This is a genomic window from Streptomyces sp. NPDC055400 (assembly GCF_053644375.1).
On the sequence record NZ_JBSHLM010000010.1, the window covers coordinates 1 to 17,738 of the forward strand.

General features: G+C 69.5%; 15 protein-coding genes. 4 read left to right on the forward strand and 11 right to left on the reverse strand.

The window, feature by feature from the left end:
* Positions 1 to 55 precede the first annotated feature (55 nt).
* From ACWIGU_RS25480 to ctaC, 4 genes are all read right to left on the reverse strand, one after another.
* On the reverse strand, positions 56 to 1,315 hold the full coding sequence (locus tag ACWIGU_RS25480; protein WP_454404029.1) for an Ig-like domain-containing protein: 1,260 nt from the start codon (positions 1,313 to 1,315) through the stop codon (positions 56 to 58).
* Positions 1,316 to 1,449: 134 nt separating this feature from the next.
* Positions 1,450 to 1,848 (reverse strand): cytochrome c oxidase subunit 4, encoded by a 399-nt coding sequence (locus ACWIGU_RS25485; protein ID WP_356284594.1) that lies wholly within the window; start codon positions 1,846 to 1,848, stop codon positions 1,450 to 1,452.
* Positions 1,845 to 3,581, reverse strand: coding sequence for an aa3-type cytochrome oxidase subunit I (gene ctaD, locus ACWIGU_RS25490; protein WP_356284591.1), 1,737 nt, complete (start codon positions 3,579 to 3,581; stop codon positions 1,845 to 1,847). The genes ACWIGU_RS25485 and ctaD overlap by 4 nt, the downstream gene beginning before the upstream one ends.
* Positions 3,578 to 4,537 carry an aa3-type cytochrome oxidase subunit II gene (gene ctaC, locus ACWIGU_RS25495; RefSeq protein WP_454404030.1) on the reverse strand — a complete coding sequence of 320 codons (960 nt, stop codon included), beginning with the start codon at positions 4,535 to 4,537 and terminating at the stop codon, positions 3,578 to 3,580. Before ctaC ends, ctaD begins: the two co-directional genes overlap by 4 nt.
* 337 nt (positions 4,538 to 4,874) lie before the next feature.
* Between ctaC and ACWIGU_RS25500 the strand changes: the two genes are divergently transcribed.
* Positions 4,875 to 6,263, forward strand: a complete 1,389-nt coding sequence (locus ACWIGU_RS25500; RefSeq protein WP_454404031.1) for an aminotransferase class V-fold PLP-dependent enzyme — start codon at positions 4,875 to 4,877, stop codon at positions 6,261 to 6,263.
* Between the two features lie 5 nt (positions 6,264 to 6,268).
* Here ACWIGU_RS25500 and ACWIGU_RS25505 read toward each other — a convergent pair whose 3' ends face one another.
* Positions 6,269 to 7,243 carry a carbohydrate kinase family protein gene (locus tag ACWIGU_RS25505; protein WP_356284582.1) on the reverse strand — a complete coding sequence of 325 codons (975 nt, stop codon included), beginning with the start codon at positions 7,241 to 7,243 and terminating at the stop codon, positions 6,269 to 6,271.
* 133 nt (positions 7,244 to 7,376) lie between these two features.
* Here ACWIGU_RS25505 and ACWIGU_RS25510 point away from each other — a divergent pair, with 133 nt between their 5' ends.
* Positions 7,377 to 7,589 (forward strand): hypothetical protein, encoded by a 213-nt coding sequence (locus tag ACWIGU_RS25510; protein ID WP_454404032.1) that lies wholly within the window; start codon positions 7,377 to 7,379, stop codon positions 7,587 to 7,589.
* A 127-nt stretch (positions 7,590 to 7,716) separates the two neighbouring features.
* A complete protein-coding gene (locus tag ACWIGU_RS25515) occupies positions 7,717 to 9,189 on the forward strand; it encodes a hypothetical protein (RefSeq protein WP_454404033.1) in 1,473 nt (490 codons plus the stop codon).
* Positions 9,190 to 9,264: 75 nt separating this feature from the next.
* Here ACWIGU_RS25515 and ACWIGU_RS25520 read toward each other — a convergent pair whose 3' ends face one another.
* Positions 9,265 to 9,621: an iron-sulfur cluster assembly accessory protein gene (locus ACWIGU_RS25520; RefSeq protein ID WP_100592151.1), complete on the reverse strand. Its 357-nt coding sequence runs from the start codon at positions 9,619 to 9,621 to the stop codon at positions 9,265 to 9,267.
* 279 nt (positions 9,622 to 9,900) lie between these two features.
* Here ACWIGU_RS25520 and nadA point away from each other — a divergent pair, with 279 nt between their 5' ends.
* A complete protein-coding gene (gene nadA / locus ACWIGU_RS25525; protein ID WP_454404034.1) occupies positions 9,901 to 11,103 on the forward strand; it encodes a quinolinate synthase NadA in 1,203 nt (400 codons plus the stop codon).
* Positions 11,104 to 11,246: 143 nt separating this feature from the next.
* Here nadA and ACWIGU_RS25530 read toward each other — a convergent pair whose 3' ends face one another.
* The 5 genes from ACWIGU_RS25530 to ACWIGU_RS25550 form a co-directional block, all read right to left on the reverse strand.
* Positions 11,247 to 14,378: an efflux RND transporter permease subunit gene (locus ACWIGU_RS25530; protein ID WP_454404035.1), complete on the reverse strand. Its 3,132-nt coding sequence runs from the start codon at positions 14,376 to 14,378 to the stop codon at positions 11,247 to 11,249.
* 202 nt (positions 14,379 to 14,580) lie between these two features.
* Positions 14,581 to 15,279, reverse strand: coding sequence for a response regulator (locus ACWIGU_RS25535; RefSeq protein ID WP_100592148.1), 699 nt, complete (start codon positions 15,277 to 15,279; stop codon positions 14,581 to 14,583).
* Complete coding sequence (locus ACWIGU_RS25540; RefSeq protein WP_454404036.1) at positions 15,276 to 16,508, reverse strand: sensor histidine kinase; 1,233 nt, start codon at positions 16,506 to 16,508, stop codon at positions 15,276 to 15,278. The genes ACWIGU_RS25535 and ACWIGU_RS25540 overlap by 4 nt, the downstream gene beginning before the upstream one ends.
* A gap of 88 nt (positions 16,509 to 16,596) precedes the next feature.
* Positions 16,597 to 16,875, reverse strand: a complete 279-nt coding sequence (gene pspAA / locus ACWIGU_RS25545; RefSeq protein ID WP_356284566.1) for a PspA-associated protein PspAA — start codon at positions 16,873 to 16,875, stop codon at positions 16,597 to 16,599.
* A 21-nt stretch (positions 16,876 to 16,896) separates the two neighbouring features.
* Positions 16,897 to 17,694, reverse strand: coding sequence for a PspA/IM30 family protein (locus ACWIGU_RS25550; protein ID WP_454404037.1), 798 nt, complete (start codon positions 17,692 to 17,694; stop codon positions 16,897 to 16,899).
* Positions 17,695 to 17,738 lie beyond the last annotated feature (44 nt).

Consider the following 17,738-nt stretch of genomic DNA (forward strand, 5'->3'; position numbering starts at 1 on the left):
GCCCGCAGCAGCGCTGCGGGCCGCCCCGTCCGTGTGTGCCGCGGAGTCAGAAGTCTCACACCTCGGGGCTCAGCCGGGCCGCCTGGACCGTGCTGTGGCCGCCGTCGGTCGCGACCGCCTGGACGGCGCTGCCCTTCTCCCAGTTCTTCCAGCTGAGGTTCCAGTCGCCGAAGCCGTTGCCGAACGGGTCCATTTGCGCGCCGTTGCTGTTGATGACCTTCACGATGTCGCCGATGCGGACGGTGTTGAAGAACCACTCGGCGTTGCTCATGCTCATGCCGGTGCAGCCGTGGCTGACGTTGGCGTACCCCTGCGAGCCCGTGGACCAGGGCGCGGCGTGCACGTATTCGCCGCTCCAGGTCACCCGGGTGGCGAAGTACACGGGCATGTCGTACGAGTCCGACGAGCCCTCGGCGATGCCGATGCTGGTGCTGCGCATCCGTACGAAGCGTTCCTTGCCGAGTACGACCTTGACGCCGTTGCGGGTCTCGAAGCCGGGCTTGCCGGTGGTGACGGGGATGGTGTTGATCACACGGCCGTTGCGGTAGACCGTCATCGAGTGAGAGCCGGCGTCGGTCACGGCCTCTATTCGGTCGCCGATGGTGAGGCGCAGCGGCTTGGAGGCGCCGCCCCAGAGGCGGTCGCCGACCTTGATGCCGTCGAGGGTGCTGTGCGCCTCCACGGTGGCGCCTGCGGGCCAGTACTCCTCGGGACGGAAGTGCAGCGTCTTGTCGTCCACCCACGTCCAGGAGCCCGCCACTGCGGGCTGCGAGTCGACCTTCAGGGCCCGCTCGACGACGGCCCGTGCGGCCTTGTCCTTGACGGCGGCGCTGAGTTCGGCGGTGACGGGCTGCCCGACGCCGTACTTGCCGGCCTCGGGGCCGAAGGTGACCTTCAGGGACTTGTTCTTCTTCGGGTGGCCCGTGTCGAAGGTGAGCACCTTGCGGCCGGGCGAGCCCTCGTCGTCCTCGGTGCTCACGTGCACCGTGTAGTGGGCGTCGGCGGCGAGCGGGGCCGTGCTGTGCCACCTGGTGCCGTCGGCGGACAGTTCGCCCACGACATAGCGGCCTATCTGATCGGTGGCCGTGACATCGGTTATCCGTGCTTCGTCGCCCTCCGAGGTGATCTCTATGGGCTTGTCCGGGTCGGTCTTCTTGCTCCCGGACTCCCCGCTGAAGCTGATCTCACCCGCCGCGTCGTACGGCTTGGCGGAGAGCGGGTGACCGGAGCCGCCGCAGCTCGTGACGCTCGCACCGAGTGCGGTCACCAGCAGAGTGCAGCCCATTACCATGCGAATTCTCGGTGAGTTGTTCATGAGCAATACGGTATGAACCCTCGCCGCTCGCGGCGCGTCGATTGGGCCGTCCGAGGCACGGCCCGGACGGGACACGGGAAAGGGCCCGGACACTCCGTCAGGAGTGTCCGGGCCCTTTCGGCGTCGGCCGGGCCCTACTGGGTCCGGTTCTCGCCGCGGTAGTACTCGAAGACCCAGCCCCACAGGCCGATCCCGATGATCGGGGCCGAGAAGTACATCAGCCACCAGCCGAAGACGACGCCCATGAAGCCGAGCGCACCTCCGATGGCCAGCGCGAGCGGCTGCCAGCTGTGCGGGCTGAAGAAGCCCACCTCACCGGCGTCGTCCGCGACATCGGCCTCCTTGTTGTCCTGCGCACCCGTGTCGAGCCGCCGGGCCGTGAAGGCCAGGTAGTAGCCGACCATGATGCACAGGCCGAAGGACAGGAAGAGCGCCGTGGTTCCGGCGGGCTCCTTCGACCACACGCCGTAGACGATCGCCATGGCGAGCACGAAGAGGCTCAGCCAGATGAACATCTTGCCTTGGACCTTCACTTGCCGGCCTCCTTGCCACCAGAGAGAGCCTGGCCCCCGTGGCCGCCGTTCTGGAGCTGGTCCATCGCGGCGATCTCCGGGTGGTGCAGGTCGAATGCCGGCGATTCACTGCGAATGCGCGGCAGGGTGAGGAAGTTGTGCCGCGGCGGCGGGCAGGACGTCGCCCATTCGAGCGAACGGCCGTAGCCCCACGGGTCGTCGACCTCGACCTTCTTGCCGTACTTGGCGGTCTTCCACACGTTGTAGAAGAACGGCAGGATCGACAGACCGAGCAGGAACGAGGAGATCGTCGAGATCGTGTTCAGCGCGGTGAAGCCGTCGGCCGCGAGGTAGTCCGCGTAACGACGCGGCATGCCCTCGACGCCCAGCCAGTGCTGCACCAGGAACGTGCCGTGGAAGCCGATGAACAGCGTCCAGAACGTGATCTTGCCGAGCCGCTCGTCGAGCATCTTGCCCGTGAACTTCGGCCACCAGAAGTGGAATCCGGCGAACATCGCGAACACCACGGTGCCGAAGACGACGTAGTGGAAGTGCGCGACGACGAAGTACGAGTCCGAGACGTGGAAGTCCAGCGGCGGGGCCGCCAGGATGACGCCGGTCAGACCACCGAAGACGAAGGTGATCAGGAAGCCGATCGTCCAGAGCATCGGTGTCTCGAAGGACAGTGAGCCCTTCCACATCGTGCCGATCCAGTTGAAGAACTTCACGCCGGTCGGTACGGCGATGAGGAACGTCATGAAGGAGAAGAACGGCAACAGCACGCCGCCGGTGACGTACATGTGGTGCGCCCACACGGTCACGGACAGACCCGCGATCGCGATGGTCGCGCCGATCAGGCCCGAGTAACCGAACATCGGCTTCCTCGAGAACACCGGGATCACTTCGGAAATGATTCCGAAGAACGGCAACGCGATGATGTACACCTCTGGGTGTCCGAAGAACCAGAAGAGGTGTTGCCATAGCAAGGCGCCGCCATTACTGGCGTCGAACACATGGGCACCGAACTTACGGTCCGCCTCCAGGGCGAACAGCGCGGCGGCCAGGACCGGGAAGGCGAGCAGGACCAGGACGGCGGTCAGCAGCACGTTCCACACGAAGATCGGCATGCGGAACATCGTCATGCCGGGAGCGCGCATGCAGATGATCGTGGTGATGAAGTTGACCGCGCCGAGGATGGTGCCGAAGCCGGAGAAGGCCAGACCCATGATCCACATGTCGGCGCCGATGCCCGGGCTGCGGACCGCGTCCGACAGCGGGGAGTAGGCGAACCAGCCGAAGTCGGCCGCACCCTGCGGGGTGAGGAAACCGCCGACGGCGATGGTCGAGCCGAACAGGTAGAGCCAGTAGGCGAACATGTTCAGCCGCGGGAACGCCACGTCGGGCGCGCCGATCTGCAGCGGCATGATCCAGTTCGTGAAACCGGCGAACAGCGGCGTCGCGAACATCAGCAGCATGATCGTGCCGTGCATCGTGAACGCCTGGTTGAACTGCTCGTTCGACATGATCTGGTTGCCGGGTCGAGCGAGTTCGGCGCGCATGAAGAGCGCCATGAGTCCGCCGATGCAGAAGAACGCGAACGACGTGACCAGGTAGAGCGTGCCGATCGTCTTGTGGTCAGTGGTGGTCAGCCACTTGACGACGACATTCCCCGGCTGCTTGCGCCTGACCGGCAGCTCGTTCTCGTACGAGTCGTCAGCTGCGGCGGCACCCTGAGGTTCGTTGAGGATGCTCACAGGTTGTTCGTCTCCCGGTTCTTCTCGTGGCTCGTCTGCGCGATGCCGGACGGGATGTAACCGGTCTGCCCCTTCTTCACGAGGTCCTTGAGGTGCTGCTGGTAGCGCTCCGGAGAGACGACCTTCACGTTGAACAGCATGCGCGAGTGGTCGACGCCGCAGAGCTCGGCGCACTTGCCCAGGAAGGTGCCCTCCCGGTTGGGAGTCACCTCGAAGGCGTTGGTGTGACCCGGAATGACGTCCTGCTTCATCAGGAACGGCACCACCCAGAAGTCATGGATGACGTCGCGCGAGGTGAGGACGAACCGGACCTTCTCGCCCTTGGGGAGCCAGAGGGTGGGGCCGGGGTTCTTCGTCTGCGGGTTCACCGACGCCGGCGTACCGGCCTCGTAGACGCCGCCGGCGTTCGCCGGGAAGTCCTCGATGAAGCGGTCCGGAATGCCGGCCAGTTCCTTCGAGGTCTTCGCGTCACCCGTGGAGCCGGGCACGTTCTCGACGTAGTTGAAGCCCCAGCTCCACTGATAGCCGACCACGTTGATGGTGTGGGCCGGCTTGTCGTCGAGGTTGAGGAGCTTCGTCTCGTCTCGCGCCGTGAAGTAGAAGAGGACCGAGACGATGATGAGCGGTACCACCGTGTACAGCGCCTCGAGCGGCATGTTGTACCGCGTCTGCGTTGGTACCTCGATCTTGGTGCGGCTGCGCCGGTGGAAGATGATGCTCCACAGGATCAGGCCCCAGACAAGGACACCCGTGGCGAGCGCTGCCGCCCACGAGCCCTGCCAGAGGGAGAGGATCCTGGGGCCTTCTTCTGTAACCGGGGTCGGCATACCAAGACGAGGGAAGTCCTTGTATGTGCAACCAGTAGCGGTTACCAGGATCAGGCCCGCAGTCAGCACCTGCGGCAGCTTCCGCCGCATCGGGCGCCGCGACGAGCGGTCGGAGCCGTTGGGACTCACGTAGCGCCTTCCCGAGAGTCTCGCCCGCGCTGGTTGGCTACGGCCGTCTCGCTGGTCGCTCGCCGCCCTGGCACACGGGCAGGGGTTTGGATGTTTATGCGGACCAAACCCTACTGGACGCTATTTGGGGTCGCGCGGGGAGGGTGCCTAACGCGCCGCGGGTCACTCAGAAGGGGTGGAACTTGCTGTTCCGGGGGGATCTGACGGGGGATCGGGGGGATGTCCGGTGGGTGACGGGCGTGGGTGGTCCGGCGGGTGCGCGCTCCGGGCGGCCGGTCACCCCCTCCCCTCACCCCTTGCGGGAGGCCGCGCTCACCCGGGGCCTTACCGTTGCGGTGTGTCCTACTTCGACGCTGCCTCCTCCGCTCCCCTGCACCCCGTGGCCCGGCAGGCGCTGCTCGCCTCGCTCGACGAGGGGTGGGCCGACCCCGCCCGGCTCTACCGCGAGGGGAGGCGGGCGCGGCTGCTGCTCGACGCCGCCCGTGAGGCCGCCGCCGATGCCGTGGGCTGCCGCCCGGACGAGCTTGTTTTCACCCCTTCGGGGACGCGTGCGGTGCACTCCGGGGTCGCCGGCGCACTCGCGGGACGCCGGCGTGTCGGCCGGCACCTGGTGGTTTCCGCGGTCGAGCACTCCTCAGTGCTCCATTCGGCTGCCGCGCTGGAGGCGGACGGCGGTTCGGTGACCGAGGTGGGCGTGGACCGGGCCGGCTCCGTCTCCCCCGCCGCGTACGCGGACGCGCTCCGTCAGGACACGGCGCTCGCCTGCCTCCAGTCCGCCAACCACGAGGTGGGGACGGTGCAGCCGGTGGCCGAGGTCGCCGTGGCGTGCCGGGCCGCCGGGGTGCCCCTGCTCGTGGACGCGGCGCAGTCTCTGGCGTGGGGTCCGGTCGAGGGTGACTGGTCGCTGCTCACGGGCAGCGCGCACAAGTGGGGCGGCCCGGCGGGCGTCGGCCTGCTCGTCGTGCGCAAGGGGGTGCGGTTCGCGCCCCAAGGCCCGGCGGACGAACGGGAGTCGGGGCGGGCGGCCGGCTTCGAGGACATTCCGGCCGTCGTGGCGGCGGCGGCCTCACTGCGGGCGGTGCGGGCCGAGGCGGCGGAGGAGGACGCGCGGCTGCGGGAGTTGACGGAGCGGATCCGGGCGCGTGTCCCGGGGCTCGTGCCCGATGTCGAGGTGGTGGGCGACCCGGTGCGGCGGCTGCCCCACGTAGTCACCTTCTCCTGTCTCTATGTCGACGGAGAGACTCTGCTGCACGAGCTGGACCGGGCCGGTTTTTCTGTTTCGTCCGGATCGTCGTGCACGAGCAGCACGCTGACGCCGAGCCATGTGCTCAAGGCGATGGGGGTGCTGAGCGAGGGGAACGTACGGGTGTCGCTGCCGCTCGGGACGTCCGAGGGCGACGTCGAACGGTTCCTCGAGGTGCTGCCGGGGACGGTCGCTTCGGTACGGGAGCGGCTCGGGGCGACGGCCGTGACCGCGCCCGCCCCCGTGCCGGCGCGTGCGCCCTCGCTCGTGGTCGACGCGCTCGGGAAGCGGTGCCCGATCCCCGTCATCGAACTGGCGAAGGTGATCGGGGACGTCCCGGTGGGCGGGACGGTGACCGTGCTCTCCGACGACGAGGCGGCGCGGCTCGACATCCCGGCGTGGTGCGAGATGCGGAACCAGGAGTACGTCGGGGAGGAGCCGGCGGAGCGCGGTGCCGCCTATGTGGTCCGCCGGCTCTCCTGACGGGACTACTTCAGGTACTCCTTGACCTCGGCCGCGGCCTCGTGGCCGTACGCCTTGGTGAAGCGGTCCATGAAGTGGCCGCGGCGCAGCTGGTACTCCTGCGTGCCGAGGGTCTCGATCACCAGCGTGGCGAGCATGCAGCCGACCTGGGCGGCGCGCTCATGGCCGACGCCCCAGGCCAGGCCGGACAGGAAGCCCGCGCGGAACGCGTCGCCGACGCCGGTCGGGTCGACCTTGGCCTCCTCCTCGGCGCAGCCGACCTCGATCGGGTCCTCGCCGGCGCCCTCGATGCGGACGCCGCGCGAGCCGAGGGTCGTGACGCGGTGGCCGACCTTGCCGAGGATCTCCTCGTCGGTCCAGCCGGTCTTGCTCTCGATGAGGCCCTTCTCGTACTCGTTCGAGAAGAGGTACGTGGCGCCGTCCAGGAGCGTGCGGATCTCGTCGCCGTTCATCCGGGCGATCTGCTGCGAGAAGTCCGCGGCGAACGGGATGGCGCGCGAGCGGCACTCCTCCGTGTGACGGAGCATGCCCTCCGGGTCGTCCGCGCCGATCAGGACCAGGTCGAGGCCGCCGACGCGCTCGGCGACGGACTGCAGCTCGATGAGGCGGGCCTCGCTCATGGCGCCCGTGTAGAAGGAGCCGATCTGGTTGTGGTCGGCGTCCGTGGTGCAGACGAAGCGGGCCGTGTGCAGGACCTCGGAGATGCGCACGGAGGCGGTGTCGACGCCGTGCCGGTCGAGCCAGGCGCGGTACTCGTCGAAGTCGGAGCCCGCGGCGCCGACCAGGATCGGGTCCGTGCCGAGCTGCCCCATGCCGAACGCGATGTTCGCGCCGACACCGCCCCGGCGGACGTCGAGGTTGTCGACGAGGAAGGAGAGGGAGACCGTGTGCAGCTGATCCGCGACCAGCTGGTCGGCGAAACGGCCGGGGAAGGTCATGAGGTGGTCGGTGGCGATGGAACCGGTGACTGCGATACGCACGGCGTGGTCACGTCTTCCTGAGCGGAGGGGGTTGACGCTTTACGCTACCGGGTCGCGTCCGTCCGGCTGAAGCGGCAAAATTACCCGATAGTAGGGCTTTCTTCGCGGGGCCGGACCTGCATAGCGTTCCTTTATGACGAACCTCAAGGTCCGCACCGCGTCCGCGCCGCTCGACCTCGAAGGCGGCCTCGCGTCCCTGCGCGGCGACTGCGCCCGAATGGCCCCGCACTGGACGGCCCACGCCAAGGACAAGCAGACGCCCGTCACCCCCTCCCTCCCCCACGGCGTCGTCGTGCCCTCCAAGTCCGCGCGGCTCATCGACTCGATGTCCGACTACGGGGACTAGGGGCTCGCTCCCCGCGGACGGGTCTGCGGGGAGCGAGGAGGGAACCGCACGCTCCCCCGCTGCGTCCCATCGCTGTCCCCCGTATAGGGGATACGGCGTACGACGCGGCAGGTGAAGGAGCGATGCGGTGAGCACCGAGCAGACGCAGGATCGACACCGGGGGCGGTCGCGGCTGGCCGTCGCCTCGGTCGCGGCAGCGGTACTCCTCGTCGGTGGCGGTGGCGCGTATTTCGCGGCGACCTCGGCCGACGGCGGCGGCACCCCGGCGGCGGGCGACGACTCCACTCCCCCGCCGCTGGCCCTTGACGGCTACCAAGAGGGCGGTACGGGTTCCACCTCGGGGATCGCGCCGGGTGAGCCCGACCCGAACGGCACCCGTTACCGGGCCGACGGCAAGCTCCCCACGGGCCCCGGCGACGCCCCCGTCTACCGGACCGAGGGCAAGGTGACCGCGGCCGATGTCGCCGCGCTCGCCAGGACGCTGGACGCGCAGGGCACCCCGCGGCTGGAGAACGGCGCCTGGAAGGTGGGCCCGGCCGAGGACGGCTCGGGCCCCTCGCTCCAGGTGACCGAGCGGGCCCCCGGCGCATGGACGTATGCGCGCTACGCACCGTCCGCGGACCACAAGTGCGCGAGCCCCACTCAGTGCACCGAGGCGCCGGGGAACGGCAGCACCAAGGACGCCGTGAGCGAGGACGCCGCGAAGAAGGCGGCCGCTCCGGTGCTCAAGGCGCTCGGCCAGGACGACGCGAAGCTCGACGCGCGCCAGCTGATGGGCGCGATACGGGTGGTGAACGCGGAGCCCCGCGTGGGCGACCTGCCCACGTACGGCTGGACCACGGGCGTCCAGGTCGGCTCGGACGGTCAAGTGGTGGGCGGCAGCGGCCAGTTGAAGAAGCCGGTCAAGGGTGACACGTATCCCGTGATCAGCGCGCAGAAGACGCTCGATCTGCTCAACTCCGCGGCTGTCGGGGCCGGTCGCGTCGGCATCGGCGGCTGTGCGAGCCCGGTGCCGGTGAGGGAGCGGGACGAGGCGCCGTGCAAGGCGCCGACGAAGCTGCCCGCGGTGGAGCCCGTCCATGTCACGGGCGCGACGTTCGGGCTCGCGGCGCAGTTCACGCGAGGGCGGCAGATCCTCGTACCGTCGTGGATGTTCCAGGTGAAGCCGCAGGGCGGGCAGGCGGCCTTCACGGTGACGCATCCCGCGGTGGACCCGAAGTTCCTGACGTCGCCGCAGGCGCAGGGGCCGACCGGCAGGCCGAGCCCGCGGCCGAGCGTGAAGCCCGGTGACCCGGGGACGGACACCCGCGATGTGCGCCCCGACGGCTACACCGGGGACGGGCGGACGCTGACGGCGCACTTCACGGGCGGCGTGTGCAGCACCTACACGGCCTCGGCGACGGAGCAGGACGGCAAGGTCGTCCTGAAGGTCACGGAGACGCAGAAGAAGGGCACGGTCTGCATCGCGATGGCGAGGTTCTACACGCTGCCGGTGACGCTGGACGAGCCGCTCGACGGCCGGAAGGTCGTGGACTCGAACGACAGGGCGGTGCCGCACGCGGACGGCAAGCGGGGGCAGGAGCCGGCGCCGCGGAGCTGACGTCGCAGCGAAACGCGAAACGGCGGTTCCCCCTCGAGCAGGGAACCGCCGCTTCGCGCGTGTACGGGTTCAGGCTCAGCTGAACGAGTCGCCGCAGGCGCAGGAGCCCGTGGCGTTCGGGTTGTCGATCGTGAAGCCCTGCTTCTCGATGGTGTCGACGAAGTCGACGGAGGCGCCGCCCAGGTACGGGGCGCTCATGCGGTCGGTGACGACCTTGACGCCGCCGAAGTCCTTCACGACGTCCCCGTCGAGGGAGCGCTCGTCGAAGAAGAGCTGGTAACGCAGGCCGGAGCAGCCTCCGGGCTGTACGGCGACGCGCAGCGCCAGGTCGTCGCGCCCTTCCTGGTCAAGGAGGGCCTTGACCTTGGCCGCGGCGGCGTCGGACAGGAGGATGCCGTCGCTCACGGTGGTGGTCTCGTCCGATACGGACATCTGCTTCTCTCCAGGGTTGTACGGAGACTGCTTGCCGACGTTCCAACCGGCGGGGCCGCGGTTTCATTCCGGCCCTGGCGCTCGTGTTTCGCCTCGCGGCGAGTTCGGCTTCCTTGCCCTTTCATGCTCGCACACCCGGCGTGCGGCGGGCACGGGCCGGTCCACGCGGATTGCGTCACATCGACACGATGGCCATCGTCATTCTGACGTGAAGCAGTTATGATAGATAGCGTCATTTCGACGAGAAGCCTCGCCGCACGAATGTCATAACAAGAAAGGGTGCGTGACGTGACCACGGCCCAGACCACCGTTGACCTGGACGTTCAGCCGACTCCGCTGGCTCTCCTACTGCTCGGCCGCGAGGCCGACCCGCGGAGCGAGCGCGGCGTGGAGTGCCCTGGAGACCTGCCCTCCCCGTCCGACCCGGACCTGGTGGAGCGCGCCCGCGCGGCCAAGGAGAAGCTCGGGGACAAGGTCTTCGTGCTCGGCCACCACTACCAGCGCGACGAGGTCATCCAGTTCGCGGACGTCACCGGCGACTCCTTCAAGCTCGCCCGCGACGCCGCCGCCCGGCCGGAGGCCGAGTACATCGTCTTCTGCGGTGTGCACTTCATGGCCGAGTCCGCCGACATCCTCACCGGCGACGACCAGAAGGTGGTCCTGCCCGACCTGGCCGCCGGGTGCTCCATGGCCGACATGGCCACGGCCGAGCAGGTCGCCGAGTGCTGGGACGTGCTGACCGAGGCCGGCATCGCCGAGCAGGTCGTGCCGGTCTCGTACATGAACTCCTCGGCGGACATCAAGGCGTTCACCGGCAAGCACGGTGGCACCATCTGCACCTCGTCGAACGCGAAGAGGGCCCTTGACTGGGCCTTCGAGCAGGGGGAGCCCGATTCGACAAAGGTGCTGTTCCTGCCGGACCAGCACCTGGGCCGCAACACCGCCGTACGGGACATGGGCATGTCCCTGGAGGACTGCGTCCTGTACAACCCGCACAAGCCGAACGGCGGCCTGACCGCCGAGGAGCTGCGGAACGCGAAGATGATCCTGTGGCGCGGGCACTGCTCGGTGCACGGGCGCTTCTCGATCGACTCGGTCGACGACGTCCGCGAGCGGATCCCCGGCGTACGGGTCCTGGTGCACCCCGAGTGCAAGCACGAGGTCGTCGCCGCGGCGGACGAGGTCGGCTCGACGGAGTACATCATCAAGGCGCTCGACGCGGCCCCGGCCGGGTCGAAGTGGGCGATCGGCACCGAGCTCAACCTGGTGCGCCGCCTCGCCAACGCGCACCCCGACAAGGAGATCGTCTTCCTCGACAAGACGGTCTGCTTCTGCTCGACGATGAACCGCATCGACCTGCCGCACCTGGTGTGGACCCTGGAGTCGCTGGCCGAGGGCAACCTGGTCAACCGCATCGAGGTCGACCGCGAGACGGAGCAGTTCGCCAAGCAGGCGCTGGAGCGGATGCTGGCGCTGCCGTAAAAGCGCCCCCGAAGGGGCGCGGGGAACTGCGCGATCAGCCACAGCGCAAGCCGCACCCGGCAACGCACCCCGCCCCCAACGGCGAGAGCCCGGTACGGACACACATAGGTGTCCGTACCGGGCTCTCGCCGTTCAATCAACCACTACACGCCGGCAGGCTCCGGCTCAGGCGACGGGGCCTGGGGCGTAGCCCCGGCACCCCCACCCCGCTTCGCAGCCCGCTTCTTGCGGCGCCGCTCCTTGCGGAGCTCCAGCATCGCGTAGAGCGTCGGGACGAGGAGGAGCGTCAGGAGCGTCGACGTGATCAGGCCGCCGATCACCACGACCGCGAGCGGCTGGGCGATGAAGCCGCCCTCGCCGGTGACGCCGAGCGCCATCGGGAGCAGGGCGAAGATCGTCGCCAGGGCCGTCATGAGGATCGGGCGCAGACGGTGGCGGCCGCCCTCGATGACCGCCTCGATCGTGCCGTAGCCCTCCTTGCGGTACTGGTTGATCAGGTCGATCAGGACGATCGCGTTGGTGACCACGATGCCGATGAGCATCAGCATGCCGATCATCGCCGGGACACCCATCGGGGTGCCGGTGGCGATGAGCAGGCCGATCGCGCCGGTCGCTGCGAACGGGATCGAGACCAGCAGGATCAGCGGCTGGGCCAGCGAGCGGAACGTGGCGACCAGGAGCATGAACACGATCGCGATCGCGGCCAGCATGGCGAGGCCGAGGTTCTTGAACGCGTCGTCCTGGTCGGACGTGACGCCGCCGATCGTGGCCGTCGCGCCCGCGGGCAGCTTCAGCGCCTTGATCTTCGTCTGCAGGTCGGCGCTGACCGCGCCGGTGTTGTCACCGGTCGGCCTGGCCGTGATCGTCGCGGCGCGGGCGCCGTCGATGCGGGTCATGGAGACCGGTCCGTCGACCAGCTTCACCGTGGCGATGTCGCCGAGCTTCAGGCCTCCGGGGCCCATCGGGAGCTTCTTGAGCTCGTCCATGGTCGTGGCGGGCTTCGCCGACTTCACGACGACGTCGCGCTCGGTGTCGTCGAGGATCGCCTTGCCGCTGGTGGTGCCGCGCACGGCCTGGCCGACGGCCGCGCCGAGCGTGGTGTCGTTGAAACCGGCCGCCGCGGCCTTGGAGTTGGCCCTGACCGAGATGCGCGGGACCGACTGCGACAGGTCGCTGGTGACGTCCGTGACGCCGTCGAGTTCGGCGACCTCGCCCCGGACCTCGTCGGCCGCCTTGCGCAGGACCTGGCCGTCGGCCGCCTTCACCACGACGCTCAGGTCCTGGCTGCCGAAGCCGTCACCGGCCGCGATGGTGGTCCGGCCGATCCCGGAGAGCTCCCCGAGACCCTTCTCGATGCGGTCCTGGGTCTTCTCGTACGACGCCTTGTCCTTCAGCGTCACCTGGTACGACGCCTGGTTGGTGTCGGTACCGCCGCCGAAGGCCGCCATGAAGCCGGACGAGCCGATGGTGACCTGGTAGTCCTTGACCGAGTCGACGCCGTCGAGCAGCTGCTCGACCTTCTTCGCCGCGGCGTCGGTCGCCGCCAGGCTGGTGCCCGGCTTCAGCTCCTGCTTGATGGACAGGACTTCCTGCTCGCCCTGGTCGAAGAAGTTCGTCTTCAGCATGGGGGCCATGCCGAACGTGCCGACCAGGACCACGACCGCGATGAGGACGCTGGTGAGGCGGCGACGGGTCGCGAAGCGCAGGACGGGGACGTAGATCCGCTGGAGCCAGGAACGCGCTTCCTTCTCCTCCGCCTTGCGGCGCGCCTCCTCCGGGTCGACGCCCTTGATCGCCTTGGGCGGGCGCAGGAACCAGTACGACAGGACCGGCACGACCGTGAGCGAGACGATCAGCGAGGCCAGCAGGGCCGCCGTGACCGTCAGGGAGAACGAGCCGAACAGCTGGCCGACCATGCCGCCCACCAGGCCGATGGGCAGGAAGACGGCGACGGTGGTCAGGGTGGACGACGTGACGGCGCCCGCGACCTCGCGGACCGCCTTGAGGATCGCCTCCTGGCGCTCCTCGCCGTAGCCGAGGTGCCGCTTGATGTTCTCCAGGACGACGATGGAGTCGTCCACGACGCGGCCGATCGCGATGGTCAGCGCGCCGAGCGTGAGCATGTTGAGCGAGAGGTCGCGGGTCCACAGCACGATCAGGGCCAGGACGACCGAGAGCGGGATCGAGACGGCGGTGACCAGGGTCGAGCGGACCGACGCCAGGAAGACGAGGATGACGAGGACCGCGAAGAGCAGGCCGAGCGCGCCCTCCGTGGTCAGGCCGTCGATGGACTTGGAGACGGCCGGGCCCTGGTCGCTGACGACCGTGATCTTCGCGCCGGTGCCGAGGTCCCCCCGCAGGCCGGGGAGCTTGTCCTTGACCGCGTCGGAGATGGCGACCGCGCTGCCGTCGTGGTCCATGGTGACCATGACCGCGAGGCTGGGCCTGCCGTCGGTGCGGGTGATCGAGTCGGCCTTGGCGGGCTGCTGCGCGACCTTGGCCACGTCACCGAGGCGTACGGGCTTCCTGACGCCCTCGCCGGTGACCATCAGGTCCTGGATCTGCTGCAGGGAGGTGAAGCCGCCGCCGACCTGGACGGTGCGGTTGCTGCCGCCCTCGTCGAAGGAGCCGGCGGGCAGGGTCGCGCCTCCCGCCTGGAGGGACTGGCCGAGCGCGGCCTGGCTGACGCCGGCCGCGGCGAGCTTCTTGTCGTCGGGGGTGACGGTGACCTGGAGGTCGCGCACACCGTCGACGGTGACCTGGCCGACGCCGTCGATGTCCTTGAGGGACGGGACGACGGTCTTGTCGAGCTGGTCGGCGAGCGCCTGCTGGTCCTTGCCGGACGTGACGGCGAGGACCACGGTCGGTATGTCGTCGGTGGAGCCCGCGACGACCTGCGGGTCGACGTCGTCGGGGAGCTGGGCGCGGGCCCGGTTCACGGCCTGCTGGACGTCGGCGACGAGCTGCTTGGAGCCGTTGCCGTAGTCGAACTGGGCCATGATCACGGCGTTGCCCTCGCTCGCCGTGGAGGTGATGCCGGTGATGCCGTCGACCGCGTCGATGGTCGACTCGAGCGGCTCGATGACCTGCTTCTCGACCACGTCCGGAGACGCGCCCTGGTACGGGGCCAGGACGGACACCATGGGCAGTTCGATGGAGGGCAGCAGCTGCTGCTTGAGCTGAGGGATCGCGATGGCGCCGAAGACGATCGCGATGATCGACATCAGCCCGATCAGGGCCCGTTGAGCGAGGCTGAATCTCGACAGCCAGGACATGGTGTGGGTCTCTCTCTGTGGCGAGCGCGGCAGGAGGGTCCCGGGCGTCCGGGGGACGCTTGTGCATCCTGAGAACGCGGTGCGTCGGCAGACACGCGCGGGGCCCCCTACACCCTCAGTCATGCCGGAGGGCGGTTCCGTCGCTCCCAGGTCCCGTTCTTATGCGCCGCATACTGCGCCCGTAGTACGCGCAGGCCCCGGCTCACTCCACCCTTGGACGGACCAGGCCCGATTCGTACGCGATTACGACGAGTTGGGCCCGGTCCCGGGCGCCGAGCTTGGCCATGGCGCGGTTCACATGGGTTTTGACCGTGAGGGGGCTGACCTGGAGGCGCTCCGCGATCTCGTCGTTCGAGTGGCCTCCGGCGACCTGGACGAGGACCTCGCGCTCGCGGGTGGTGAGCGCGGCGAGGCGTTCGCCGTGGGCGCCGCCGGGGCGTGCGCCGTCCTCCCAGTCGCCGTACCCCTCGCCCTGTGCGAGGAACTTGGCGATCAGGCCCTTGGTCGCGACGGGCGACAGGAGCGCCTCCCCGGCGGCGGCGATGCGCACCGCCCCGAGCAGTTCCTCGGGTTCGGCGCCCTTGCCGAGGAAGCCGGAGGCGCCCGCGCGCAGCGACTGGACGACGTACTCGTCCACCTCGAAGGTCGTGAGCATCACGACGCGTACGTGCGCCAGTTCGGGGTCGGCGCTGATCAGCCGGGTCGCGGCGAGTCCGTCGGTGCCGGGCATCCGGATGTCCATCAGGACGACGTCGGCCTTCTCGGACTTGGCGAGGCGGACGGCCTCCGCGCCGTCGGAGGCCTCGCCGACGACGAGCATGTCGGGTTCGGAGTCCACGAGGACGCGGAAGGCGCTGCGCAGCAGGGCCTGGTCGTCGGCGAGCAGTACCCGAATGGTCATCCAGCGTCCCTCGTGTCCGTGGCGCGGCCCGCGGTGGCGTGGGCCTGGACGGGCAGGATCGCATGGACGCGGAACCCGCCCCCGTACCGCGGTCCCGCCGACAGGCTGCCGCCGATCGCGGCGACGCGCTCGCGCATGCCGAGCAGGCCGTGGCCGCCGCTGTCGGGCGAGGGCTGCGCGGTGCCGGGGCCGTTGTCGAGGATCGTGACCTCGATGTCCGGGCCTACGCGCACGACGCTGACCTCGGCCTTGGCCTCGGCGCCCGCGTGCTTCTGCACATTGGTCAGGGCCTCTTGGACGATGCGGTAGGCGGCCAGGTCGACGGCGGCCGGCAGGCCGGTGGCGCGGTCGGAGCAGGCGACCTCGACGGGCAGGCCCGCGTTGCGGAACGTGCCGACGAGGTCTTCGAGGCGGTCGAGTCCCGGCGCCGGTTCGGTCGGGGCCTCGGGGTCGCCCGACTGCCTCAACAGGCCGACGGTGGCGCGGAGTTCATTGAGCGCGGAGCGGCTCGCCTCACGCACGTGCGAGAGGGCCTCCTTGGCCTGGTCGGGGCGCTTGTCCATGACGTGCGAGGCGACGCCCGCCTGGACGTTGACCAGGGCGATGTGGTGCGCGACGACGTCGTGCAGGTCGCGGGCGATGCGCAGGCGCTCCTCGGCGACGCGGCGCCGGGCCTCCTCCTCCCGTGTGCGCTCGGCCCGCTCGGCCCGCTCGCGGATCGCGTCGACGAACGCGCGCCGGCTGCGCACGGCGTCCCCGGCCGCGGCGGCCATGCCGGTCCAGGCGAAGACTCCGATGTTCTCCTGCGAGTACCAGGGCAGGGGACCCGCCAGCATGGCGGCGCCGGTGAGGACGGTCATGGTGGCGAGGCCGACGCGCCAGGTGGTGGGGCGGTCGGTGGTGGCGGCGACGGTGTAGAGCGCGACGACGGCGCTCATCGCGACGGGCGCGCGGGGGTCGCCGGTGACGAGTTCGGCGAGGGTGACGGCGGAGGTGGCCGCGAGGACCGCCATGGGGGCGCGGCGCCGAAGGACGAGTGCGGCCGCGCCGAGGACCATGAAGACGACGCTGAGGAGCTGGGGACTGCGGGTGCCCCAGGTGGGGGTGCCGTCGCGGCCGCCGTGCGGATCGGCGAAGGAGGCGGCGATCATGCAGAACAGCACCGCTGCCGCGAGGGCCGCGTCCATGGCCCGGGGGTGAGTCCTGGCCCAGCGTACGAAGGGGGTCACCGGCGTCACGGTATCGCCCCCTCGTCCGTGCGCGGCACGCCCGTCCACATGCGGTACGCGCGGCAGGCCGTGTACCGCCCGCGACGGCTCAGCCAGGGATCAGACCGTCGTCGCTCAGCATCTCCCTGACCTCTTCCAGGGTCGCGTCCGGGGACGGAAGGATGAGTTCCGAGGGTTCCAGGGACGCGTCGGGCAGAGGGGTGCCGAGGGAGCGGACCGTTTCGAGCAGGGCGTGGAGCGTGCGGCGGAAAGCGGGACCGTCCCCGTTCTCCATCTCGGCCAGGAGCTCGTTGTCGAGCTTGTTGAGCTCGGTGAAGTGGCTGTCGGCCAGCTCCACCTGCCCCTCCCCCATGATCCGTACGATCATGACGCCCTCCTCGGCGTGGGACTACTGCTTGTCGAAGCGCGGGGTGTCCTGCGGCGCCTGGGCCGGCGACTGCTGGCCCTGCCCGCCCTCGATGGCCTGCTGCGAGGAGGAGGAACCTCCCGAGAGCTCGGCCTTCATCCGCTGGAGTTCCAGCTCTACATCCGTACCACCGGAGAGGCGGTCCAGCTCGCTCTGGATGTCGTCCTTGGCGAGGCCGGACTGGTCGTCGAGGGCGCCGGAGGCAAGCAGTTCGTCGATCGCGCCGGCCCGGGCCTGGAGCTGCGCCGTCTTGTCCTCGGCACGCTGGATGGCCATGCCCACGTCGCCCATCTCCTCGGAGATGCCGGAGAAGGCCTCGCCGATCCGGGTCTGCGCCTGGGCCGCCGTGTAGGTCGCCTTGATCGTCTCCTTCTTCGTACGGAAGGCGTCGACCTTGGCCTGGAGGCGCTGCGCCGCGAGGGTGAGCTTCTCCTCCTCGCCCTGGAGGGTCTGGTGCTGCGTCTCCAGGTCGGTGACCTGCTGCTGGAGGGCCGCCCGGCGCGAGAGGGCCTCGCGGGCCAGGTCCTCGCGGCCGAGAGCGAGCGCCTTGCGGCCCTGGTCCTCCAGCTTGGACGACTGGTTCTGGAGCTGGTTGAGCTGAAGCTCCAGGCGCTTGCGCGACGTCGCCACGTCGGCGACACCGCGGCGCACCTTCTGGAGCAGCTCCAGCTGCTTCTGGTACGAGTAATCGAGGGTCTCGCGCGGGTCCTCGGCCCGGTCAAGGGCCTTGTTCGCCTTCGCGCGGAAGATCATCCCCATACGCTTCATGACACCGCTCATGGGCTTCGCGCGCCCCCTTCTGACAGATCCAGCAGACGTCCAGC

What these genes read in the sequence shown, in the direction of transcription:
- ACWIGU_RS25550 (WP_454404037.1), bottom strand. Translation starts at nt 17,694, where the DNA reads ATGAGCGGTGTCATGAAGCGTATGGGGATGATCTTCCGCGCGAAGGCG.
- ACWIGU_RS25480 (WP_454404029.1), bottom strand. Translation starts at nt 1,315, where the DNA reads ATGAACAACTCACCGAGAATTCGCATGGTAATGGGCTGCACTCTGCTG.
- ACWIGU_RS25535 (WP_100592148.1), bottom strand. Translation starts at nt 15,279, where the DNA reads ATGACCATTCGGGTACTGCTCGCCGACGACCAGGCCCTGCTGCGCAGC.
- pspAA (WP_356284566.1), bottom strand. Translation starts at nt 16,875, where the DNA reads ATGATCGTACGGATCATGGGGGAGGGGCAGGTGGAGCTGGCCGACAGC.
- ACWIGU_RS25520 (WP_100592151.1), bottom strand. Translation starts at nt 9,621, where the DNA reads ATGTCCGTATCGGACGAGACCACCACCGTGAGCGACGGCATCCTCCTG.
- ACWIGU_RS25530 (WP_454404035.1), bottom strand. Translation starts at nt 14,378, where the DNA reads ATGTCCTGGCTGTCGAGATTCAGCCTCGCTCAACGGGCCCTGATCGGG.
- ACWIGU_RS25510 (WP_454404032.1), top strand. Translation starts at nt 7,377, where the DNA reads ATGACGAACCTCAAGGTCCGCACCGCGTCCGCGCCGCTCGACCTCGAA.